16 protein-coding genes and 1 tRNA gene are annotated in these 21,977 nt (G+C 72.9%); 13 read left to right on the plus strand and 4 right to left on the minus strand.

Annotation, left to right across the window (positions count from 1 at the left end):
• The coding region (gene obgE, locus VE546_RS22795; RefSeq protein ID WP_324925333.1) for a GTPase ObgE at nucleotides 1-1,242 on the plus strand (1,242 nt) is incomplete at its 5' end.
• Between the two features lie 180 nt (nucleotides 1,243-1,422).
• Here the strand turns inward: obgE and VE546_RS22800 are convergent.
• Nucleotides 1,423-4,995 carry a bifunctional glycosyltransferase/CDP-glycerol:glycerophosphate glycerophosphotransferase gene (locus VE546_RS22800; RefSeq protein WP_324925334.1) on the minus strand — a complete coding sequence of 1,191 codons (3,573 nt, stop codon included), beginning with the start codon at nucleotides 4,993-4,995 and terminating at the stop codon, nucleotides 1,423-1,425.
• 23 nt (nucleotides 4,996-5,018) lie between these two features.
• A complete protein-coding gene (locus VE546_RS22805) occupies nucleotides 5,019-7,259 on the minus strand; it encodes a bifunctional glycosyltransferase family 2 protein/CDP-glycerol:glycerophosphate glycerophosphotransferase (protein WP_324925336.1) in 2,241 nt (746 codons plus the stop codon).
• Nucleotides 7,260-7,566: 307 nt separating this feature from the next.
• Here VE546_RS22805 and galE point away from each other — a divergent pair, with 307 nt between their 5' ends.
• Nucleotides 7,567-8,547 carry a UDP-glucose 4-epimerase GalE gene (gene galE / locus VE546_RS22810; RefSeq protein WP_324925338.1) on the plus strand — a complete coding sequence of 327 codons (981 nt, stop codon included), beginning with the start codon at nucleotides 7,567-7,569 and terminating at the stop codon, nucleotides 8,545-8,547.
• Between the two features lie 99 nt (nucleotides 8,548-8,646).
• On the opposite strand, the gene VE546_RS22815 is transcribed toward galE, so the two are convergent.
• On the minus strand, nucleotides 8,647-10,851 hold the full coding sequence (locus tag VE546_RS22815; RefSeq protein ID WP_414720553.1) for a hypothetical protein: 2,205 nt from the start codon (nucleotides 10,849-10,851) through the stop codon (nucleotides 8,647-8,649).
• 330 nt (nucleotides 10,852-11,181) lie between these two features.
• Between VE546_RS22815 and proB the strand changes: the two genes are divergently transcribed.
• The 5 genes from proB to VE546_RS22840 all read left to right on the plus strand — a co-directional run bounded on the left by proB (nucleotide 11,182) and on the right by VE546_RS22840 (nucleotide 16,432).
• On the plus strand, nucleotides 11,182-12,336 hold the full coding sequence (proB, locus tag VE546_RS22820) for a glutamate 5-kinase (protein WP_324925434.1): 1,155 nt from the start codon (nucleotides 11,182-11,184) through the stop codon (nucleotides 12,334-12,336).
• A gap of 238 nt (nucleotides 12,337-12,574) precedes the next feature.
• Nucleotides 12,575-13,027 (plus strand): hypothetical protein, encoded by a 453-nt coding sequence (locus tag VE546_RS22825; protein WP_414720554.1) that lies wholly within the window; start codon nucleotides 12,575-12,577, stop codon nucleotides 13,025-13,027.
• Nucleotides 13,028-13,156: 129 nt separating this feature from the next.
• Nucleotides 13,157-14,434 (plus strand): glutamate-5-semialdehyde dehydrogenase, encoded by a 1,278-nt coding sequence (locus VE546_RS22830; protein ID WP_324925342.1) that lies wholly within the window; start codon nucleotides 13,157-13,159, stop codon nucleotides 14,432-14,434.
• A 103-nt stretch (nucleotides 14,435-14,537) separates the two neighbouring features.
• Entirely contained in the window at nucleotides 14,538-15,254 is a 717-nt protein-coding gene (locus VE546_RS22835) for a hypothetical protein (protein WP_324925344.1), read from the plus strand.
• 86 nt (nucleotides 15,255-15,340) lie between these two features.
• The gene (locus VE546_RS22840) at nucleotides 15,341-16,432 is read left to right on the plus strand and encodes a hypothetical protein (RefSeq protein ID WP_324925346.1); all 1,092 of its coding nucleotides are present in this window, start codon (nucleotides 15,341-15,343) and stop codon (nucleotides 16,430-16,432) included.
• Here the strand turns inward: VE546_RS22840 and VE546_RS22845 are convergent.
• Nucleotides 16,410-17,513, minus strand: a complete 1,104-nt coding sequence (locus tag VE546_RS22845) for a M48 family metallopeptidase (RefSeq protein ID WP_324925348.1) — start codon at nucleotides 17,511-17,513, stop codon at nucleotides 16,410-16,412. The two genes, VE546_RS22840 and VE546_RS22845, sit on opposite strands and share 23 nt — an antisense overlap.
• Before the next feature lie 142 nt (nucleotides 17,514-17,655).
• Here VE546_RS22845 and VE546_RS22850 point away from each other — a divergent pair, with 142 nt between their 5' ends.
• The 6 genes from VE546_RS22850 to VE546_RS22875 all read left to right on the plus strand — a co-directional run bounded on the left by VE546_RS22850 (nucleotide 17,656) and on the right by VE546_RS22875 (nucleotide 21,748).
• Nucleotides 17,656-17,829, plus strand: a complete 174-nt coding sequence (locus tag VE546_RS22850; RefSeq protein WP_324925350.1) for a hypothetical protein — start codon at nucleotides 17,656-17,658, stop codon at nucleotides 17,827-17,829.
• Nucleotides 17,830-17,884: 55 nt separating this feature from the next.
• The gene (gene nadD / locus VE546_RS22855; RefSeq protein ID WP_324925351.1) at nucleotides 17,885-18,514 is read left to right on the plus strand and encodes a nicotinate-nucleotide adenylyltransferase; all 630 of its coding nucleotides are present in this window, start codon (nucleotides 17,885-17,887) and stop codon (nucleotides 18,512-18,514) included.
• 13 nt (nucleotides 18,515-18,527) lie between these two features.
• Nucleotides 18,528-20,414, plus strand: coding sequence for a LytR C-terminal domain-containing protein (locus tag VE546_RS22860; protein ID WP_324925353.1), 1,887 nt, complete (start codon nucleotides 18,528-18,530; stop codon nucleotides 20,412-20,414).
• An 82-nt stretch (nucleotides 20,415-20,496) separates the two neighbouring features.
• A complete protein-coding gene (rsfS, locus tag VE546_RS22865; protein WP_324925354.1) occupies nucleotides 20,497-20,916 on the plus strand; it encodes a ribosome silencing factor in 420 nt (139 codons plus the stop codon).
• Nucleotides 20,913-21,566, plus strand: coding sequence for a histidine phosphatase family protein (locus VE546_RS22870; protein ID WP_324925436.1), 654 nt, complete (start codon nucleotides 20,913-20,915; stop codon nucleotides 21,564-21,566). Before rsfS ends, VE546_RS22870 begins: the two co-directional genes overlap by 4 nt.
• A gap of 109 nt (nucleotides 21,567-21,675) precedes the next feature.
• A tRNA-Ala gene (locus VE546_RS22875) sits at nucleotides 21,676-21,748 on the plus strand.
• The last annotated feature ends 229 nt before the right edge of the window (nucleotides 21,749-21,977 follow it).

The raw sequence follows: 21,977 nt of genomic DNA on the forward strand, positions 1-21,977 counted from the left end.
AGGGCCGGCAACGGCAGGCCCGGCGAGGGCGGCCACCGCTCGGGCGCCGACGGGAAGGACCTGGTGCTGCCCGTTCCGGACGGCACGGTCGTCCTGGACAAGCAGGGCAACGTCCTGGCCGACCTGGTCGGCCACGGCACCACCTTCGTCGCCGGGCGCGGCGGCCGGGGCGGCCTGGGCAACGCCGCGCTCGCCTCGCCCCGCCGCAAGGCGCCCGGCTTCGCGCTGCTGGGCGAGCCGGGGGAGACCCGCGACATCGTCCTGGAACTGAAGACGGTGGCGGACGTGGCGCTCGTGGGCTACCCGTCGGCGGGCAAGTCGTCCCTGATCTCCGTGCTCTCCGCCGCCAAGCCGAAGATCGCCGACTACCCCTTCACCACGCTGGTGCCCAACCTGGGCGTGGTGACGGCCGGTTCGACCGTCTACACCATCGCCGACGTCCCCGGGCTGATCCCCGGCGCCAGCCAGGGCAAGGGGCTGGGCCTGGAGTTCCTGCGCCACGTCGAGCGCTGCGCCGTCCTGGTGCACGTGCTGGACTGCGCGACGCTGGAGTCCGACCGCGACCCGGTGACGGACCTCGACGTCATCGAGGCCGAACTGGCGGAGTACGGCGGCCTGGACGACCGTCCGCGGGTCGTGGTGCTCAACAAGGTGGACATCCCCGACGGGCAGGACCTCGCCGACATCATCCGCCCCGACCTGGAGGCCCGCGGCTATCCGGTCTTCGAGGTCTCGGCCGTGAGCCGCCAGGGCCTGAAGGAGCTCTCCTACGCCCTGGCGAGGATCGTGGACGAGGCGCGCGCGGCGAAGCCGAAGGAGGAGTCGACCCGGATCGTCATCCGCCCCAAGGCCGTGGACGACGCGGGCTTCACCGTCACCAAGGAGGGCGAGGGCTTCTTCCGGGTGCGCGGCGAGAAGCCGGAGCGCTGGGTCCGCCAGACCGACTTCAGCAACGACGAGGCCGTGGGTTACCTCGCCGACCGGCTGAACCGCCTCGGTGTCGAGGAGGAGCTGATGAAGGCGGGCGCCCGCGAGGGCGACGGCGTGGCCATCGGCCCCGAGGACGACGCGGTCGTCTTCGACTGGGAGCCCTCGGTGTCCGCGGGCGCGGAGATGCTCGGCCGCCGCGGGGAGGACCACCGCCTGGAGACCCTCCGTCCGGCCGCCCAGCGCCGCCGCGACCGCGAGGCGGAGCGCGACGAGGTCGTGCGGGAGTACCAGGAGTTCGACCCCTTCGCGTGACGGCGTGACGGCGTGACGGCCGTGCGCGCGGGGCCGCGGTTCCGCGCGCACGGCGGCGGAACGAGCGGAACGATACGGACGAGGGCGGCCGCGCCATCCGGCGCGGCCGCCCTCACCGTTGCCGCACTCGCCGCCGTCCCGGGCCGCACCGCGGCGGTGCGGCCCGGGACGGCCCGGCGGTCAGTGCCCTTCCCTGGCCATCTCCAGCATCCGGTCCACCACGCGCTCCGAGGCGTGGCCGTCGTCCAGGTCGCAGAAGAGGTGCTGGAAGCGGTCGTACCGCTCCTTGTACTCCTCCATGACCCGGTCGATGTTCCGGATGGCGGTGACCAGCTCCTCCGAGGTGCGGATCAGCGGGCCGGGCGAGTCCTTCTCGAAGTCGAAGTAGAACCCGCGCAGGGTGTCCCGGTAGTGCTCCAGGTCGTAGGTGAAGAAGAGCATGGGACGCTTCAGGTGGGCGTAGTCGAACATCACCGAGGAGTAGTCGGTGATCATGAGGTCGGCCGCCAGGTACAGGTCGGCGATGTCCGGGTACTCCGAGACGTCCCACACGAACCCGTTGCCGGCCCCCGGAACGGCGTCCACCACGTTGGAGTGGCGCCGGATGAGCAGCACGTGGTCGTCGCCGAGCCGCCGCCGGGCGTCCTCCAGGTCCACGCGCAGGTCGAACTTGTACTGCCCGGCGCTGTGGGACAGGTCGTCGCGCCAGGTGGGGGCGTACAGGATGACCTTCTTGCCCTCGGGCAGCCCCAGCTTCTCCTTCGTCCGCCGGGCGATCTCGTCCCGGTCGGGCGAGTAGAGGTAGTCGTTGCGCGGGTAGCCGGCCTCGAGGATCTCCCCGTCGAAGGAGAACGCCCGCTTCAGGATCGGCGTGCTGAAGCGGTTGGACGAGACGACCAGGCTCCAGTTCTTCGCCTCCAGGGCGATCCGGTTCTGGTACTCGCGGTCGAAGTGCAGGGTCTCGATGTCGTGGCCGATCTTCTTCAGCATGGTGCCGTGCCAGGTCTGCACGATCACCTGGCCGGGCCGCCGCTCCACCCACTCCGGGAGGTGGGCGTTGGTGACGATGTAGCGGCAGGTCGCCAGCGCCTCGAACCACTCGGTGCCCCACATCCGCACCGGCTTGAGCTCCGGCGGGAGCACGACCTGGTCGTCGCGGACGGCCCAGAGGTGTTCGAGGTCGAGGCCGCGCCTGACCAGTTCCTCGTACATGGCGCGGGGGCTGTCGGAGAACTGCTTGCCGTTGTAGCTGAGGTAGAACACGGCGTCGCGCAGCGGCTTGCGGCGGCCCGGCTCGTACACCTCGCGCCGGAGCTGGAGCTGCCGGTACGGGCCGCGCTCCAGGTCGCTCAGCCCCGAGCGGCAGTTGAGCTGCGGGAAGTCGCCCCAGCGGGCCTCGAACCAGTAGTTCCGGCCGTTCAGCTCCGCCTTGAGCGGGAAGCGGCCGACGGCGAGCCGGTCGATGGCGAAGCGGATGTCGTCGCCCTCGCCGTCCTGGGGACGGAGGAAGAGGTTCCAGCGTCCGGCCTTCAGCGGCACCGTGCCCGCCGGGTTGCCCATGGTGGACGGGTCGAAGTCGAACTCGAACGCGCCGTCCGCCAGCCAGCGCACGGGGACGGTCCGCTCCTCGTACCGGTTGCGGGCCTTGAGCACGAACACCGACCCGGTCAGCCGGGGATCGGTGTGCCCGGTGACGGCGATCCGGCCGTCCCGCAGCGCCACGTCGGTGATGACCGCGCGGGTGGCGCGGCCGGAGAACTTCAGGTAGCCGTTGTTCCCGGCGAGGACGGCGATCTCGTGCTCCCGCGCCTGCCCGCCCAGCGACGGGGGCAGCGGGAAGTGGGCGTCGGCCAGGCCGTCCCGGATCACCGTGCTGAAGCGGCGCTCCCGGCCGCCGGGCGCGGCGGCGACCAGGACGGTGCTCCAGTCGCGCCGTTCCGGCTGGGCGTTCTCGTCCACGGCCTCGCTGGTGACCAGGGCGATGTCGCCGATCGGCACGCGGACCCGGAAGGGGGTCCGGCCGCCGGCCGCGGTCTCCAGCGTGACGGGGTACTCCAGCACCTCGCCGCTCTTGCGGTTGGTCACCCGCAGCCGGACGGTCTCGCCCTCGGCGAGCGGCTCGCGGATCTCACCGCCGACCTCGATCGACTCGTCGACCACGCGGCGGTCGGTGATCAGGGCGCGCACCTTCTCGACGCGCAGCTTCAGGGCGGCGCGCTCGACGAACGGCACCAGCCGGTAGTCGTCGTCGAGCCAGTGGTACGGCGGGTAGTTGGCCGCCGAGCCGCCGCCGCCCTGGACGGCGCGCTTGCGCATCAGGCCGGAGCTGATGACGCGGATGCCGACGTGCCAGATGCCCTCGTCCCACTGGCCGCCCCTGCGGAGCTTGGCGGGGTCGAGGGTGAAGGTCCAGCCGGCCCAGTCGTAGTTGTGGAGCTTCTGGTTGGAGTCGGTGGTGCACTCCGGCCGGTAGACGTTCTTCGCCGGGAACACCAGGCGCCGCCGCGACCCGTCCTTCTTGAGCTGGATGAACTTCACCGAGCTGCGGCGGGTGGGGAGGTCGATCTTCTCGATGTAGGCGTCGCCGAGGAGGACGAGCTTGCCGTCCTGCCAGGAGACCTCCCGCAGCGGGGCCCGCAGGTTGAGGTCGGGGTCGATGCGCAGCGCCTTCTTCGGCAGCTTCAGGCCGCTGGCCTCCAGCGCCCGGAAGCCGGCGTACTTGCGGATGAGACCGCTGACCTCGATGGGCTCGCGGCGGCGCTGGGCCGCCAGCAGGTCGATCAGCTCGGACATGGCCCGCTTGCGCACCAGCAGCCACTGCACCCGCAGGTGCACCGGCAGCGTCATCACGATCTCGGGGCCGACGGTGTCGAGGTAGCCGTTGGTCGCGTCCAGGAAGGCGGCGCGGAACTCCTCGTCGGCGTCCGGCAGGACGTTGAGGAAGAGCCGCAGGTCGTCGCTGAGGACCCGGCGGTCGTACTCCTTCTTGTACCGGGCGAACTCGGGGCCGTCCTGCCCGGCCAGGAACCTGCTGACGGAGGTGACCGCGGTGACGCGGTCGCGGATGGCCTGGACCTCCTTGCGCCGCTGGGTGATCGACGGGGCCGCCCGGCCCTCGCGCTGCCGCCAGTAGTAGACGGGCTCGCCGATGACGTCGACGGCCTCGGCCAGGTAGTGGGCCGGGAGGACGACGGGGATGTCCTCGTGGAGGATGCCCTCGGGGAAGGAGAAGGCGTGCTTCTCCCAGAAGGAGCGGCGGAAGACCTTGTTGCAGGCGATGCGGTCGGCGACCAGCTTGGGGTACTTCGAGATGTGGGTGCGCTTGCGCGCCTGTCCGGCGAGCATCTTCAGCAGCGGCACCTGCCAGGTCTTCTCGCCCCTGATGTGGAAGACGTTGCCGGTGGCGAAGTCGGACCCGGTCTCGTCCAGGCTCGTCACCATCAGCCGGTAGGCGTCCGGCGGGATCAGGTCGTCGCTGTCGACGAAGGTCAGGAACTCGGACTCCGGGGATATGTTCTCGATCCCGGTGTTGCGGGCGGCTCCCAGACCGGCGTTCTCCTTGCGGATGAGCCGGAAGCGTGTGTCGCGCTCTGCGTACTTCGCCGCGATGGCGGCCGAGCCGTCGGGTGAACCGTCGTCCACCATCACGACCTCGATGTCCTTCAGGGTCTGTTCCGCCAGCGAGTCGAGGCAGGCCGGAAGGTACTCCTCCACGTTGTAGATGGGGACGATGACGCTGAGCCGCGGAGCCATGGTGCGCGGTGTTTCCTTTCGGTTCAGACCGTTTCGACCGAAGCGACGGCCTGGGTGGGGGTGGGTGCCGGGCGACGCTCGCTCAGAGGAACGATAGGGGGCAGGTCGGCGGCGTCCTCACCCAGGAAGATGTGACGGACCACTCGTTCCGCCGCGCGGCCGTCGTCGAAGTCGCAGAAGCGTTCGCGGAAGGCCGCCCGGAGCTTCGCGGAGGCCCCGTCGTTCCAGGCTCCCGAGTTCAGGATCTCGGCCAGCTCGTCCTGGGTGGTGGCCACCGCGCCGGGCGGCTCCTGGAGCAGGTCGAAGTAGGTGCCGCGGACCGCGGAGTAGATCTCCCAGTCGTCCGCGTAGATCACGATCGGGCGGTCCAGGTTGGCGTAGTCGAACATCGCCGAGGAGTAGTCGGTCACCAGGGCGTCCGCGGCGAGGTAGAGCCGCTCCACCGTGGGGTGGGACGAGACGTCGACGATCCGGCCGCCGGCCCGGAGCGCGGCCAGTTCCGGGGAGGCGTCGTAGAAGTAGTGACCGCGGATCAGCAGGGTGGTGTCCGGCCCCAACTGCTCGGCGAACCGCACCAGGTCCAGGCGCGGCACGAAGCCGGGTTCGTACTCGCGGTGGGTGGGGGCGTAGAGGATGGCGGTGGTGCCGTCGGCGATGCCCAGCTCGCGGCGGGCGGCCAGCACGTCCTCGGCCGTGGCGTTGAGCAGGACGTCGTTGCGCGGGTAGCCGGTCTCCAGGGAGACGTAGGAGCAGGGGTAGACGCGCTCCCAGACGGCCGTGGAGTGGCGGTTGGAGGAGAGGCTGTAGTCCCAGCGGTCGCAGCGGGCCAGCAGCTTCTCGAAGTCCATCCCGTGGGCGGAGCCGGGGTAGTCGCGCTGGTCCAGGCCCATCGACTTCAGCGGTGTGCCGTGGTGCGTCTGTATGTGGACCGAGCCCTCGCGCTTCACCACGGAGTCGCCGAAGTTGACGTTGTTCACCAGGTACTTGGCGCGGGCCATGGCCGTCCAGTACTCGCGCGAGCCCACCCGGACCACGTCCACGCCCTCGGGGATCTTGTGGACGTCTCCGGCCCGGACCGCCCACACCCGGCGTATGTGGGGTGCGCGGCGGGCCAGTTCGGCGTCGATCGCCGCGGGGTTGCAGGCGTAGGAGCGGCTCCAGTAGGCCGAGAAGACGGCCAGGTTCTCGTCCAGCGGCAGCCGCAACTGGGTGCGGTAGTGCGCGTTCATCACCTGGCGCTTGGCGCCCTGGATCCGCCGCCGGCCGCTCTTGCTGAGGGTGTGGCGGGTCCGGTTGACGGCCTTGAGGCCGGCCAGCGCCGGGTAGCTGCCCAGGGCGAGCAGACGGTACTTCTGGCCCCGTACGCCGCCCGGCCGGACGAAGTTGTCCGGTTTGCGGCGGCGGTAGTCCGCCGCGGCCTTGCGGAAGAACTCCGCCCGGGCGGACTGGGGCAGTCGGCCGGGGCGGTCCAGCACGGTCAGGTAGTGGTCGACCATCTTCCGGAACAGCTCCGGCCGCCAGTGGTCGAGGTCCGGGTGCTCCGCCACGTACTGGAAGATCCGGTCGTACTGGTCGAAGACGTCGAAGTGCTTGCGGCTGACGGTGCGCAGGATGTTGCCGCCCTGCCGCCGCTGCCGGTAGTGCACGCATATTCGGTCCAGCACCGCTATGCGCTTGGCCGTGATCAGCGAGCAGAACGTCCAGGGCGCGTCCTCGTAGTAGCCGGGCGGGAACTCGAAGCCGTGCTCCTCGATGAAGTCCCGGCGGTACGCCTTGTTCCAGACGATCTGCAGCAGGTCCAGCAGTTCGGGCCGCTGTTCCAGGGAGAAGGTCGCGGGCTCGCGCTCCCGCAGCAGGTCCTCGCGCTGGTTGCGCAGGACGCGGCCGTCCCAGTAGGTGCGCGCGTAGTCGTAGATCAGGATGTCGGGGTCGTCCGTGGCGTCCAGGCGCTCGGCGATGGCGGACAGGGAGCCGGGCGTCAGGGTGTCGTCGCTGTCCAGGAACAGCACGTAGTCGCCCCGGGCCTGCTTCAGTCCCGCGTTGCGGGCGCGTCCCAGCCCGACGTTCTGCGGCAGGTGCAGAACGCGGACCCGGTCGTCCTGGGCAGCGTACTCGTCGAGGATGGCCCCGGAGGCGTCCGGGGAGCAGTCGTCGACCGCCACGACCTCGAAGTCACCGAAGTCCTGCTCCAGGACCGAGTCCAGACATGCCCGCAGGTAGCCCTGCACCTTGAAAGCGGGCACGACGAGCGTGAAGCGCGGCAAAACTTCCCCTTTTGAGCGGAATTACGCCCTGGGAGGGCGCGATCGGTGAACTGTCGCCTAACACAGACGACACCTGCCGGTGAACAGTTGTCGCGTGTTATTCCATTGTGACGTGCGGAGCTGGCCGGTCGGAGCGTTTCGACCTCCCGGAACGCGGCGTGACATGATATCTCGCCACTCACCCGCCGGGCCGCTGCCCCGGGCGCCGCCCCGGTGCCGTACAGCGGACCGCACGGCCGGCCGCCCAGGGCCGTGCACCGGCGCTCCCGGCGGGAGTCGCGGGCGGAAGGACCAGAAAGATGCGGATATGACGTGGATGGTGACAGGCGGGGCCGGCTACATCGGGGCTCACGTCGTCCGGGCGATGACGGAGGACGGGCAGCCGGTCGTGGTGTTCGACGACCTGTCGACCGGTGAGGCCGCCCGGGTGCCCGAGGGCGTCCCCCTGGTGGTCGGCAGCGTCCTGGACCGGGAGGCGCTCGACGCGGCCATCCGCGACCACGGCGTGACGGGCGTGGTCCACATCGCGGCCAAGAAGCAGGTGCCGGAGTCCGTGGCACGGCCCCTGCACTACTACCGGGAGAACGTGACCGGCCTGCAGACCCTGCTGGAGGCCGCGGCGGACGCGGGCGTGCGCCGCTTCGTCTTCTCCTCCTCGGCCGCCGTCTACGGCATGCCGGACGTCGACCTCGTCACGGAGGACACCCCCTGCGCCCCGGTCAACCCCTACGGGGAGACCAAGCTGGTCGGGGAGTGGATGGTGAAGGCCGCCGGAGCGGCGCACGGCATCAGCAGCGTGTCGCTGCGTTACTTCAACGTGGCCGGCGCCGCCTCCCCCGAACTCGGGGACGCGGGCGTGTTCAACCTCATCCCCATGGTCTTCGAGCGGCTGGAGGCGGGCGAGCCGCCCCGGATCTTCGGGGACGACTACGAGACCCCGGACGGCACCTGCGTACGGGACTTCATCCACGTGGCGGACATCGCCTCCGCCCACCTCGCGGCCGCCCGCCGGCTGGCCGAGGAGACCGACGGAGCCTCCCCGCTGTCCCTCGTCCTCAACATCGGCCGGGGCGAGGGCGTCTCGGTCCGGGAGATGGTGGAGCGGATCTGCAAGGCGACCGGCCACGAGCAGGTGCGCCCGGAGGTCCTGGACCGCCGCCCCGGCGACCCGGCGCGGGTGGTCGCGGCGGCCGACCGGATCCGCGCGGAGCTCGGCTGGTCGGCCCGGTACGGCGTCGAGGAGATGATCGAGTCCGCCTGGGCGGGCTGGCGGCTCCGCCACCCGTAGGGCGGGCGGGCCGTACGGCCCCGCACGGCGGCGGCCTCCCGCCCCCGGCCCGTATGGGCCCGGTGGTGCGGGAGGCCGCCGGACGCGGGCCGGGACGGGTCAGGCGGTCACCGCGTCCTCCGAGCCGTCGGCCTCCGGCGTCCGCTCCCGGCCCCGCTCCTCCGCCAGGACGCGGTCGGTCTGCTCCTCCCGGGTCTCCCGGACCGCCGCCGCCTCCATCCGCGCGCGGCGCGCGTCCGCCTCGGCGCACAGCGCCAGGACCGCCCGGTCGAAGCGGACGATCGACGGCGGCTCGGCCGGTCCCAGCAGGTGCGCCTTCAGCTCGGCGCGGGCCGCGGCCAGGCCGTCCCCGCCCGGGTCGCGGACCGACTCCAGCAGACCGGGGACGCCCGCGGCGTCGGGCGTGAGGATCACGGCCGCCCGCACGGTGGGGTAGCCGGCCCTGAACTCCTCCTCCGGCAGGCCGGTGGTGTTGGTGACCGCGTACGGCTTCTCGCTGCTCAGCCAGTCCGAGACCACGCTCGACACGTCGCTGATCAGCAGGTCCGCCCGGTTGAAGCAGGCGTAGAGCGCGGGCCGCGGACCGGTGATCACCAGGTGCTCCCACGCGGGGAAGGCCGCCCAGTACGCCTCCTCCCAGGCGGCCGTCGCGGCGGCCACCGCCGCGGCCCGGCCCCCCTCGGGGGCGGACTGGAGCAGCATCCGCTCCATCTCGTCCGCGCTCGCCCGGAACGCCGTGGTGGTCAGCTCGTCCAGCTCGGCGGTGCGGCGGGCCAGCTCGGCCGCGGCCTCCGGGCCCGGGCGCGGCCCGGGGGCCGCGGAGCGCCGCGCGTTGGCCTCGGCGATCAGCCGCCGGATCCGCTCGTCGGCGGCGGCGGCGCGCGGATCCACCGAACCGGTCATCGGGTGCGGCTTGTAGAGCAGCCGCACCCCGGGGTCCGCGAGCAGCGCGCGGACGATGTTCTCACCGGCCAGGATGATCGAGGTGTTGCCCGGGTCGTCGGTCCAGCCCTCCCAGGTGGGGGCGTACAGGACGGTGGTGGGGCCGCCCGCCGCGGGCGGCCCGGCGTACGGCCGGATCGGCGCGAGCTGCGGGCGGCCGACCTCGACCACGTCGCGGTCGTCCACGCCGATGTCCGCGAGCTGGTAGCGCTCCCGGGCGGCCGGACCGGCGACCCACACCTCGTCGTACGCCTTGGCGTAGGGGTTGCAACTGGAGAGCTTGTCGCTCTCCCCGTGGTTGATGAAGGCGTGCTTGATCGAGGGGATGCGCAGCACCTGCGAGGTCTTGCCGGAGTTCGCCGGGTGGAGCATCACCTTCAGCGACGAGCGCTCCAGGTGCATCAGGTGGGCGACCTTCGGGACGCACACCACGGGCACGTCGGTCGCGTCGATCCGCTGCACCATGAACCGCTCGCGCAGCACGATCAGCGGCCTGCCGTCCAGCGCGGCGAGCGTGGTCAGCCACATGTTCGCCTGGTACGCGGAGGCGGTGCCGCCGGAGAAGTACATCGCCACCGTCGGCCGGTACTCCGCCAGCCACCCGTCCAGCCACTCCAGCGCCTGCTGCTCGTTCGCCGGGCGCCTCCCCGGCAGCAGCCAGGTGGCGAGCCAGACCGTGCCGGCCAGGGAGACCACCAGCATGGCGCCCAGCCCGGCCAGGCCCCACAGCGCGTCGGCGGACGCGGCCGTGGCCAGCAGGCCGGCCGTCGCGGGCACGGAGAAGTGCAGCAGGCGGCGGCTGGGCTGGCGGGCCAGCAGGCGCGGCGGGGCCGGGCACAGCCGCAGGGCCGACGCGTCGATGTTGCGGGTGACCACCGGGAGGGTCCGGGTGCGCCGGACCAGCAGGGCGACCGCCTGGCAGCAGAAGTGCAGGAAGTAGCCGCCCAGCAGCGCGAGGGCGAGCGCCTGTTCCGCCGCCGGGCCGACGCCCGGAATCCGGACCAGGCCGACCACGATCAGCATGTCGCGCAGCAACTGGCGGGCGGTGACGTCGAACCGGACCCGGGCCAGCCAGGACGCCAGGCGCGGCTGCCGCCGCACCAGGTACAGGTCGAGGACGAGGCCCGCCGCGGAGCCGGCGACGAACAGGGGAAGCACCGGGAGCAGGGCGCCGGCGAGCTGGGCGAGGAACGCCGCGAGCAGCAGGACCGGTACCGACAGCGCCCGGCGCTGGGAGGGGACGGCCGGAGGCGTCCGCCGCGGGAACGGGAGGCGCCGGCCGGAGCGCGGTGACACAGCGGCTCCTCTCCGCCGGGACGTGGTGCGAAAGAACCTCACCGCTGTGAACGAAGGAGACTTCATGCGGGTCACGCTCCTGGGGGGCGGGGAAGCGGTCGGTGTGCTCTCCCCCCTCCGGCCCGTGCCGCTCGGCCGCGCCGACCGGGGCCACCGGGCCGTGGTCCGGCCGGGCGCTCTGCTCTCCCCAGGCTGCCACGGCGGCGGGGACGGGGCGGGGAGGCGGGCGGGGCGGGTCGCCCGGGTGCCACCCGGGTCCGCACGTCCGGCCGCTGTCCGGCGGGCGGAACGGATGCGCGGGCGGGCGCGGGCTTCGCGTAGATTGCGTTCCGGGACGAGGGATCACGGACGAAGGACGCGCAGGTGACAGGGGCAGAGCAGGGTCTTCGGGGGAGCGTGCGGGACGCGCGCAGGATCGTGGTGAAGGTCGGGTCCTCCTCGCTCACCACGGCCGCGGGCGGGCTGGACGCGGACCGGGTGGACGCGCTGGTGGACGTGCTCGCCCGGCACCTCGCCCCCGCGGAGGCCGGCGAGGCGCCGGGGGAGCCGGCGTCCAGGGCGGCCGGGGAGGGCAAGGAGATCGTCCTCGTCTCCTCCGGGGCCATCGCCGCCGGACTGGCACCGCTGGGCCTGGACCGGCGCCCCCGCGACCTCGCCCGCCAGCAGGCCGCCGCCAGCGTCGGCCAGGGCCTGCTGGTGGCCCGCTACACCGCCTCCTTCGCCCGCTACGGGCGGCGCGTCGGCCAGGTGCTGCTGACCTCGGACGACACCAGCCGCCGCGCGCACTACCGCAACGCCTACCGCACCCTGGACCAGCTCCTGGCCATGGGCGCGGTGCCGGTCGTCAACGAGAACGACACCGTCGCCACGGACGAGATCCGCTTCGGCGACAACGACCGGCTGGCCGCGCTCGTCGCCCACCTCGTCCGCGCCGAGCTGCTCGTCCTGCTCTCCGACGTGGACGGCCTCTACGACGGGAACCCGGCCACCCCGGGCACCTCCCTCATCGCGGAGGTGCGGGGGCCGCGGGACCTGGAGGGGGTCGAGATCGGCAGCGCCGGCAGGGCCGGGGTCGGCACCGGCGGCATGGTCACCAAGGTCGAGGCCGCCCGGATCGCCGCCGCGGCCGGCATCCCCGTGGTCCTCACCTCCGCCAGCCGGGCCGCCGACGCCCTCGCCGGACGGCCCGTCGGCACGTACTTCCACCCCACCGGCCGCCGCTCCGCCGGCCGGCTGCTGTGGCTGGCCCACGCCTCCACGCCGCGCGGCGCGCTGGTCCTGGACGACGGCGCGGTACGGGCCGTGGTCGAGCGGCGCACCTCGCTGCTGCCCGCCGGGCTGGCCGGGGTGGAGGGCGACTTCTCCGCGGGCGACCCGGTCGAGCTGCGGGACGCCGCCGGGCACGCCGTCGCCCGCGGGCTGGTCAACTTCGACGCGCGCGAGATCCCGCGGCTGATCGGCCGCTCCACCCGCGAGCTCGCCCGCGAACTCGGGCCGGCCTACGAGCGCGAGGTCGTCCACCGCGACGACCTGGTGCTGCTGCGTCCGTGAGCGGCCGGGCGGCGGGCGGGCGCCCGGCACGGTCCGGTGACCGCGGCCGTCACACCCGTGCGGGATCGGCACAAGACCAGCCTTTCAACGGACACCTTCCCGAAAACCGCCCCGCGCGGGCCCGGAGACTGGTCAACTTTGTGGTGGAGGGCCGCGCCGGGACAGCGGCCCGTGGCGCAGGCACATGAGTTCGGCACCACACGGGAGGCCGCCGGTGAGACGACTGACCAGCGTCGACATGGGGACTCCCCAGCGAGGCGAGGGGACCGGGGGAACGGGACACCCCCTGCGGAGCGGGGAGAAGGACCCGTGGGCCGGGCCCGGCGGGGAGGACGCCCCGCACGGCGGGACCGCCCGGCTGTGGCACGTCACCCTCAGCGTCTCCGGGGCCGAGGCGCCCCTGAAGGAGGTCAGACGGGCGCTGGAGCAGCTCGCCCACGACCACCCCTTCCTGCTGACCGGCCGCTACGCGAACGACCACGCCGAGATCCGCTACTGGGAGGAGGCCCGCGACCTGCACGACGCGGCGGCCGTGGCGCTGCGGCTGTGGGGCGAGCACCGGGCGTCGGCGAAGCTGCCGCCGTGGGAGATCGTCGGCCTGGAGGTCATCGGCCGCGAGACGTACCACCAGCGGGTGGCGGAGGGGTACGGCCCGCACCCGGCCGTCCCGGTGGGCGTACACCCGTTCTGACCGTCTCCGAGGGGGTGGGGCGCACGCGGCGCCCCGCCCCCCCCGGGCGCGTCCCCCGCCCGTGTCGCACCCGTCTCGCACTGCGGACTTTCCGGTGGACGCCCTCCGCGTCCTGGCTAGGCTTGCGGCATGAGCAGCGCACCGCAGACCTCGCCCGTGATCGACACCGCCCGCCGTGCGAAGGAGGCGGCCACCGTGCTCGCCCCGCTGCCGCGCACCGCGCGGGACGGCGCGCTGCTCGCGATCGCCGACGCGCTCGTGGCCCGTACGGAGGAGATCGTCGCGGCCAACGCCGGGGACGTGGCGAAGGCCCGTGCCGCCGGCACCCCGGACGCGATCATCGACCGGCTCACCCTCACCCCCGAGCGGATCGCCGCGATCGCCTCCGACGTGCGCGACGTGGTGGCCCTGCCCGACCCGGTCGGCGAGGTGGTGCGCGGCTCCACGCTCCCCAACGGCCTGGAACTGCGCCAGGTGCGGGTGCCGCTCGGCGTGGTCGGGATCGTCTACGAGGCCCGGCCCAACGTGACCGTGGACGCCGCCGCCCTGTGCCTGAAGTCCGGCAACGCGGTGCTGCTGCGCGGCTCCTCCTCGGCGTACGCCTCCAACACCGCGCTGGTCGCCGTGGTGCGCGACGCGGTGGCCGCCGCCGGGCTCCCGGCCGACGCCGTGCAGCTCGTGCCCGGCGAGAGCCGCGAGAGCGTCAAGGAGCTGATGCGCGCCCGCGGCCTGGTCGACGTGCTGATCCCGCGCGGCGGCGCCTCCCTGATCAAGGCCGTGGTGGAGGAGTCCACCGTCCCGGTCATCGAGACCGGCACCGGCAACTGCCACGTCTACATCGACGAGCGCGCCGACCTCGACATGGCCGTGGACATCCTGGTCAACTCCAAGGCGCAGCGGCCGAGCGTCTGCAACGCCGCCGAGACCGTGCTGGTGCACGAGGGCATCGCCGACGCCTTCCTGCCGCGCGCCCTGGCCGCCCTGGGGAAGGCCGGCGTGACCGTGCACGGCGACGAGGCGTGGCAGAAGGCGGGCGCGGCCGAGGGCGTGAAGGTGGTGCCCGCCACGGAGGAGGACTGGGAGACCGAGTACCTCTCGTACGACATCGCCGCCGCCGTCGTGCCCTCCCTGGACGCCGCCGTGGAGCACATCCGCCGCTGGACCTCCGGCCACACCGAGGCCATCGTCACCACCGACACCGCCGCGGCCCGCCGCTTCGTGTCGCTGGTGGACTCCACCGCGGTCATGGTCAACGCCTCCACCCGCTTCACGGACGGCGGCCAGTTCGGCTTCGGCGCGGAGATCGGCATCTCCACGCAGAAACTGCACGCCCGCGGCCCCATGGGCCTGCCCGAGCTGACCTCGACGAAGTACGTCGTCACCGGCGACGGGCACGTGCGCGGCTGAGCCGCCCCCGGCTTCCGGCGGCGCCGGACGGGAGGCGGGCGGACGCCCAGGCGAATCGTCGTTATCCCTGCCCAAACTGCTCCGATCGGTCTACGCTGGATGCGTGCCGGAGGATGTGGGGGGCCAGCCGTACCGCAACGGCGAGGAGCCCGACGACCGCGACCGAGCGGCGGCGGACGACGCGTTCGCCTCCGTGGTCTTCGACGAGTCCTTCGTCCGGGCCGCCCTGATCCACGAGCCCAGCGCCGCCGAGCGCATACTCGCCGCCGCCCAGTCCCCGTCCGAGACCGAGGCGGCGCTCGCGCACGACGAGCAGTACGGCTACGGACGGCGGCAGGACCCGGAGGGCGTCGAGTACGACTCCGACCCGGACGAGGACGACGACCGGTACGGCCGGTACCGGTACGGCCGCGTGGAGTTCGTGGACCGCGTCGACTACGTCGAGTACGTCGAGGACAGCGAGTACCCGGAGGACGCCGGCTACGCCGGTTACACCGAGGAGACGGAGGCCGGGGACGACGACCCCCGCGGCCACGCCTTCCGCCCCTACCGCGGCCACATCCGCTGGCAGCGGCCGGTCGCCTGGGTGCTCGCCGTGGTGATGGGCGTCGGCATCGTCGCCCTCGCCTTCGCCGCCGTCTACCGCGGGGCCTCCGGCCAGCGGCAGCAGAACCCCACGCCCACGCCCCCGCCCGCGACCACCGGGGTGGAGGTCCCGTCGGTCGGGCAGTCCGGCGCCCTGCCGTCGCTGTCCACCCGTTACAGCACGTCGTCCCTCGGACTCGGCGTGTCGCGGGCGCCGTCGGCCGAGGTGCGCTAGGCCGCCCGGCGGACTCCTCCCGCGGTTTTCTGACTTATGGCCCATCGGGGCGTTTGACGGACCTCCCGCCGACCTACTCTGGTGGTATGGCCGGGCCTGGAGACCTACCGCCCGAGGGTGTCCCGGGTGGTGGCGATGACGAGTACCGTTCCACGGTCTTCGACGAGTCCTTCATCCGGGCTGCCCGTCTCCAGGAGTTCTCCGCGCGGGAGCGGCTGGCCGACCACGAGCACCCGGTGCGCCCCCTGCCGCCCCGGCCGCTGCGCGGGGTGCCGTGGCAGGGCCTCGTCCTGGTGTTCCTGCTCGTGCTCGCCTTCGCCACGGTGGTCTACATGGGCGTACGCGCCCCCCGCCCGTCCCCGGAGCCGTCGCGCCAGGAGACGCTGCGCAGCACGGTGATCCCGCTCGCGCCGAGCGGCGAGGTGCCCGGCGGGGAGCCCGAGCGGCTGTTCGAGCGCAGCCCGGCTGCGGATTTCTACGCCGGCGCCGCAGGGATCTCGCTGCCCCCGGTCCGCAGCACCGCCCACTTCGCCGAGAGCCAGGTGCTCACCGCGCTGACCGTCGCCAAGGAGTACGTGGTCGAGAGTTCCCTCAACCCGGAGGTGCTCACCGGGACCACCGCGCGCCCGGTGCGGCTGCTGATCGATCCGGCCCAGCACCCGCAGTTCGACCGCAGCATGGAGCGGCCCGCCGCCGACGGCCGCCACGCGGCGACCGGCTGGCTGGTGCGCTTCGACCCCGAGCGCACCGGACTGGTCGGCGGCGGCGTGCGGGTGCGCGGCACGCTGGAGGCCCGGGAGGTGGACTCCGACGAGCTGGAGGTCCTCGCCGACCACGTCTTCGTCTACGCCGTCCGCCCCGCCGGGGGCGGGAGCGGCGAGGAGGCCCGCGGCGGCGGGACGGCCGGGGACGCCGCCTCGCTGTTCACGGTGCGGCGCGAGCTGCGGCTGCACTTCGACCGCGACGACCTGCGCGACCAGCAGCTCACGGTGGAGCAGACCACCACGCGGGCCGGGCCGATGTCCTGTGCCGTCCGCTCCCACGACGTGCTGCGGCCCCTGCTGGCCGGGCAGTCCGCGCAGGGCGACCGCCCGGCCCCCGCCGACCCGTACGACCGGCGCGGCGGGGACACGCCGCTGTGCGGGACGCTGGACCCTAGCTCCCAGCCGAGCCCGTAGAGCCGGTGGAACCGTCGGTGGAGCCGCCCGTGGAGCCGCCGTTCCCGCCGGCCGGGCGCCCGGCGAAGCGGTCGCGCAGCTTGCCGCCCAGGTCCCCGGCGCCCTCGGTGAGGTCGCGGATCAGGCCCATGAGCGGGTCCTTGCTGGTGCGCACGGTCTCGGAGTAGTGGTTCGCGGACTGCCGGAACGACTCGTAGACCGAGGTGTCCTTGTCGTCCTCGCGCCGGTCGTAGTGCCCGTCCATGATGCGCTGGTAGTCGCGGCTCGCCGCCCACGTGCGCAGCTCCGCGGCGCGCACCGTGGTGAAGGGGTGGCTGCGCGGCAGCACGTTGAGGATCTTGAGCACGGAGTCGCGCAGGTCCCCGCTGGACTCGTACTCGTCCGCCTGCTTCAAGAACGCGTCCACGTTCATCTCGTGCAGGTGGTTGCCGCCCGCTATCTTCATCAGGCCGCGCATCGACGCCTGGAGGTCCTGGCCGACCAGCAGTCCGGCCCGGTCCGCCGACAGCTCCGACTTGCGGAACCACTCGCGCAGCGCCGTCACGATCGCCATGATCGCCACGTTGCCCAGCGGGATCCACGCCACCTTGACGGCCAGGCCCGTCAGGAACAGCAGGATGGTGCGGTAGACCGCGTGCCCGGACAGGGCGTGACCGACCTCGTGGCCGATCACCGCCCGCATCTCCTCCTCGTCCAGCAGCTCGATCAGCCCGGTCGTCACCACGATGATCGGCTCGTCCAGGCCGATGCACATGGCGTTGGGCTTCGGGTCCTGGGTGACGTACATCGGCGGGACCTTCTCCAGGTCCAGGATGTAGCAGGCGTCCCGCAGCATGGCGTACAGGTGGGCGAACTGCTCGTCGTCGACCCGTACCGAGTCGGACAGGAACAGCAGGCGCAGGCTGCGCTCGGGCAGCAGTCCGCTCAGCGCCTTGAAAACCGTGTCGAATCCGCTCAGCTTGCGCAGCGCCACCAGCGCCGAACGGTCCGCGGGGTGCTCGTACGTCCGCGACGAGATGCCCGGGAAGCGCCGCCTGCTGCGGCCGGGAAGGTGTTCGGTGCTGCCGTTGGCCTCGGTCATTCGTCTGCCCCCTGCGGGTCTCGGCTGGGCCCGTCCCCCGTGTCGCACCCCACCCTAGGTGGTGGGTGCCACGAGCCGCAGCCTCCCACCCCGCTTACGATGTGCCTCAAGTTTCCATCCCTACCGGATAGGTCTGCCGACGATGACCATGACCGACACCGTGCACACCCTCACCCTGCTCGCCTCCGGTGCCTCCGGTGCCGGGAACGGCCAGCACGGCGACGCGGCCGTCAACCCGTACCTCACCGGTGGCGGCGCCCTGCTGGTGCTGCTCCTGCTGCTGTGGGTCACCACCCGGTTCAACCGGGACCGCTGAGGTCCGAACGCCCCTCGGCGGCGTGGACGACGTCGGACGGCTAAGGTCGGCACGCATGGGAGAGCACATAGTGCCCGGTACCGTTAAGCGGCGACTGGGCGTGATGGGTGGGACGTTCGACCCGATCCACCACGGTCACCTGGTCGCGGCGAGCGAGGTGGCGGCGCGGTTCCACCTCGACGAGGTGATCTTCGTGCCGACCGGACAGCCGTGGCAGAAGAGCCACCAGCGGGTGTCGCCGGCGGAGGACCGCTACCTGATGACGGTCATCGCCACCGCCTCCAACCCGCAGTTCTCGGTCAGCCGCATCGACATCGACCGCGGCGGCCGGACGTACACCATCGACACGCTGAGGGACCTGCGGGCGCTGCACCCCGACGCCGACCTGTTCTTCATCACCGGCGCGGACGCGCTCGCCCAGATCCTCACCTGGCGGAACGCCGACGAGCTGTTCTCGCTCGCCCACTTCATCGGGGTGACCCGTCCGGGGCACGCGCTGGCCGATCCGGGCCTGCCGGACGGCGGGGTGTCGCTGATCGAGGTTCCGGCGCTGGCGATCTCCTCGACGGACTGCCGCGCGCGCGTGGCACAGGGGGATCCCGTCTGGTACCTGGTGCCGGACGGGGTGGTGCGCTACATCAACAAACGCCAGCTGTACCGGGACGGTCAGGCGCAGAAGGGCTAGAGGGGCGGCAGTCGTGAACGACCGGCAGGATCCGTACGGGCTGGGGGACCCGCCACAGACCAGCGGTTACATCTACGGTTACGACGAGTACGGTCGGCCGGTCCACCATCCGCAGGAGGGGGGCGCCCACGCCGGACCGTCACAGCAGGGCATGCAGCAGGACGTACAGCAGGGCCATGACGCCCCGTACGCCCCGGACCCGGGGACGGGACAGCAGCCCGCGTACGACCCGTACGGCTCGTACGGCCACGGCGGCTACGCGCCGGAGGCCTACCCCCAGGGCACCTACACCCCCGGCCACACCCCCGACGCGTACGCGCCGGGCCCCTACCCGCAGGAGACCTACGCGCCGGGCACCTACGCGCCCGGACCGGCGGGGACCGGGCAGGACGCGTACGCCTCCTGGGACACCTCCGCCACCGGCCCGCAGCCGCCGGTGGCGGACGTCTGGATCCCGCAGCAGTCCCAGGGCGCCTGGTACGAGGAGGGCCAGGGCCGGCAGGACGGGCACGGAGCGGGCCACGCCGATCCCTCCGCCGACCCCTCGGCCGACCTCTCCGGGCCGTCCCCGGAGCCCGGCGCCCCCTCGGCGCCGGACGCCGCCGACGGGCCGGACGGCCCCGGCGGCCCGGCGGGCGACTACCGGACCGAGGAGTTCTCCTTCATCGAGGAGGAGAACGAGGAGTCCGAGGACGTCATCGACTGGCTGAAGTTCTCCGAGAGCCGCACCGAGCGCCGCGAGGAGGCCAAGCGGCGGGGCCGCAACCGCACCGTGGCGCTGGTCGTCGCGCTCGCCGTGGTGCTGGCGGGCGGCGTCGGCTGGCTGTGGTTCTCGGGCGCGTTCTCCGGTTCCGACGGCGCGGACGAGGCGGCGGGCGGCGGCCAGAAGCGCAAGGTGATCGTCGTCCACCTGCGCGAGGTCGACGGCGGCGAGACCTCCACGGCGCTGCTGGTCAACAACGAGACCGCGCACAAGGGCACCACCGTCCTGCTGCCCAACTCCCTCACCGTCTCCTCCGGCGGGGCGGGCACGGCCACCACGCTGGGCAAGGCGTTCCAGGCCGAGGGCGCCGCCGCCACGCGGGACGCGCTGGGCCTGCTGCTGGGCACCGAGATCAAGGGCACCTGGCGGCTGGACACCCCGTACCTGGAGAACTGGGTCGAGCTGATCGGCGGCATCACCGTCGACGCCGACACGACCGTGCCCGGCGCCAAGGAGGGCGACGACCCGCTGGTGGAGCAGGGCGCGGAGCGCGAGCTGGACGGACGGGCCGCCGTCGCCTACGCCACCCACCGGGCCGCCGGGGAGCCGCAGACCAGGCAGCTCGCCCGCTTCGGGCAGGTCGTGCAGGCCGCGCTCGCCAAGATGTCCAGCGACCCGGAGATCGCCACCGAGACGGTCAGGTCGCTGGCCCAGATCCCCGACCCCTCCATGACGGAGGCGCAGCTCGGCGCCAGCCTCGCCCCCCTGGCCGGATACGCCAAGAAGGGCGACTACGCCACCGAACTGCTGCCCGTGGAGGCGGACGGCACGCTGAGCGACCGGACCAGCGAGGGCCTGGTGAAGGACGTGCTCGGCGGCACGGTGAAGAACACCGACCCCAACGCCACCCCGCGCGTGGGCCTGAAGAACGCCACCGGCGACGAGGACGCCGCGACCACCGCCCGGGTGACGCTGGTGAACGGCGGCTACACCGTGGTCGGCGGCGGCAGCGCCGGCGCCGCGCAGGCCACCAGTCGCGTGACGTACGCCGACGAGGCGGACCGGGAGAAGGCCGAGGAGGTCGCCAGGACGCTCGGGCTGTCCGAGGAGACCGTCGCCCGGGGCAAGGGCGCGGCGAACGCCGACGTCACGGTGGTGCTGGGCGAGGACTACCGGCCCCAGGGGGGCGGAAGCTGACGGCAGGGGCCCGACGGAGCCGGTCCGCGGCGGATCGTGAGACCCTGGAGGGGTTATCGACCACCGACCGAAAGCATTGCCTGTGACCGCCACGGACCGCTCCATCGAGCTGATCAACGCAGCCGCCCAGGCGGCTGCCGACAAGCTCGCCCACGACATCGTCGCGTACGACGTCAGCGATGTGCTCTCCATCACCGACGCCTTCCTGCTGGCCTCCGCGCCCAACGACCGCCAGGTCAAGTCGATCGTCGACGAGATCGAGGAGCGACTCCTCAAGGAGCACGGCGTCAAGCCCGCGCGCCGCGAGGGCGAGCGCGAGGGCCGCTGGGTGCTGCTGGACTTCGTCGACATCGTGGTGCACGTCCAGCACAGCGAGGAGCGGGTCTTCTACGCGCTGGAGCGACTGTGGAAGGACTGCCCGCAGATCGAGCTGCCGGAGGACGCCGAGGCCACCCGGGGCAAGGGGGAGGCCGCCGCGCAGGAGGGCGGTGAGCTGAGCTGAACGGGCGCGTGGCGGGCCGCGGCCGCCGGATCGTGCTGTGGCGGCACGGGCAGACCGCGTGGAACCTCGAACGCCGCTTCCAGGGCACGATGGACATCGAGCTGACCGAGGCGGGCGTCGCCCAGGCGCGGCGCGCGGCCCGGCTGCTCGCGGCGCTGGGGCCGGACGCGATCGTCTCCTCCGACCTGAAGCGGGCCGCCGACACCGCCGCCGAGCTGGCGGCGGTCACCGGCCTGGAGGTCGTCCACGACCAGGGCCTGCGCGAGACGTACGCGGGCGTCTGGCAGGGCCTGACGCACGAGGAGATCATCGAGCGCTACGGCGAGGAGTACGCCGCGTGGAAGCGCGGCGAGCCCGTGCGGCGCGGCGGCGGCGAACTGGAGACCGAGGTCGCCGACCGCGCGGCGCCGGTCGTGGAACGCAGCGCCGACAAGCTGCCCGACGGCGGGGTCCTGGTCGTGGTCAGCCACGGCGGCACCATCCGCACCACCATCGGCCGCCTCCTCGGCCTGGACCCGCGCTCCTGGGAGGCGCTGGGCGGGCTGACCAACTGCTGCTGGTCCGTCCTGGGCGAGGGCGCCCGCGGCTGGCGGCTGCTGGAGCACAACGCCGGGACGCTCCCCGAACCGGTCCTCGGCGACGACGTCTGACCGGGCGTCCGACCGGGAGCCCGGGAGCGGATTTCGCTTCCGGGCAGGTCACCGGTTAAGATTCTTCTCGTTCACGGCGCCGCGGTGAGAACGGCGGAGCCGGGAGCTCGGGGCTATAGCTCAGTTGGTAGAGCGCTTGCATGGCATGCAAGAGGTCAGGAGTTCGATTCTCCTTAGCTCCACAGCAGCGCAAGAGGATCCCGTCTCGTCAGAGGCGGGATCCTTGCTTTTCCGGGCCTGCCGGCCGCGCGGCGCCTCCGCCCGCCGGGGGCGCCGGCGTCCTCCGCGGCGCGGTGGCCGGAACGATGGCCTGGACGGTGCGGTTCCACGGGGCGCGCGGGGCCGGAACGGGAGGTGAGCGCTCCCGCCGCACTTCTGCCGCTGGACGACCGGGACATGGCAGAATCGGAC

This window comes from Streptomyces sp. (assembly GCF_035644915.1).
GTDB lineage: Bacteria > Actinomycetota > Actinomycetes > Streptomycetales > Streptomycetaceae > Streptomyces.

Bases quoted from the DNA above. Each gene is read 5' to 3' on its own strand.
- VE546_RS22800 (WP_324925334.1), bottom strand. From the start codon at position 4,995: ATGGCTCCGCGGCTCAGCGTCATCGTCCCCATCTACAACGTGGAGGAG.
- galE (WP_324925338.1), top strand. From the start codon at position 7,567: ATGACGTGGATGGTGACAGGCGGGGCCGGCTACATCGGGGCTCACGTC.
- VE546_RS22815 (WP_414720553.1), bottom strand. From the start codon at position 10,851: ATGAAGTCTCCTTCGTTCACAGCGGTGAGGTTCTTTCGCACCACGTCC.
- VE546_RS22825 (WP_414720554.1), top strand. From the start codon at position 12,575: ATGGGGACTCCCCAGCGAGGCGAGGGGACCGGGGGAACGGGACACCCC.
- VE546_RS22830 (WP_324925342.1), top strand. From the start codon at position 13,157: ATGAGCAGCGCACCGCAGACCTCGCCCGTGATCGACACCGCCCGCCGT.
- VE546_RS22840 (WP_324925346.1), top strand. From the start codon at position 15,341: ATGGCCGGGCCTGGAGACCTACCGCCCGAGGGTGTCCCGGGTGGTGGC.
- VE546_RS22845 (WP_324925348.1), bottom strand. From the start codon at position 17,513: ATGACCGAGGCCAACGGCAGCACCGAACACCTTCCCGGCCGCAGCAGG.
- VE546_RS22850 (WP_324925350.1), top strand. From the start codon at position 17,656: ATGACCATGACCGACACCGTGCACACCCTCACCCTGCTCGCCTCCGGT.
- nadD (WP_324925351.1), top strand. From the start codon at position 17,885: ATGGGAGAGCACATAGTGCCCGGTACCGTTAAGCGGCGACTGGGCGTG.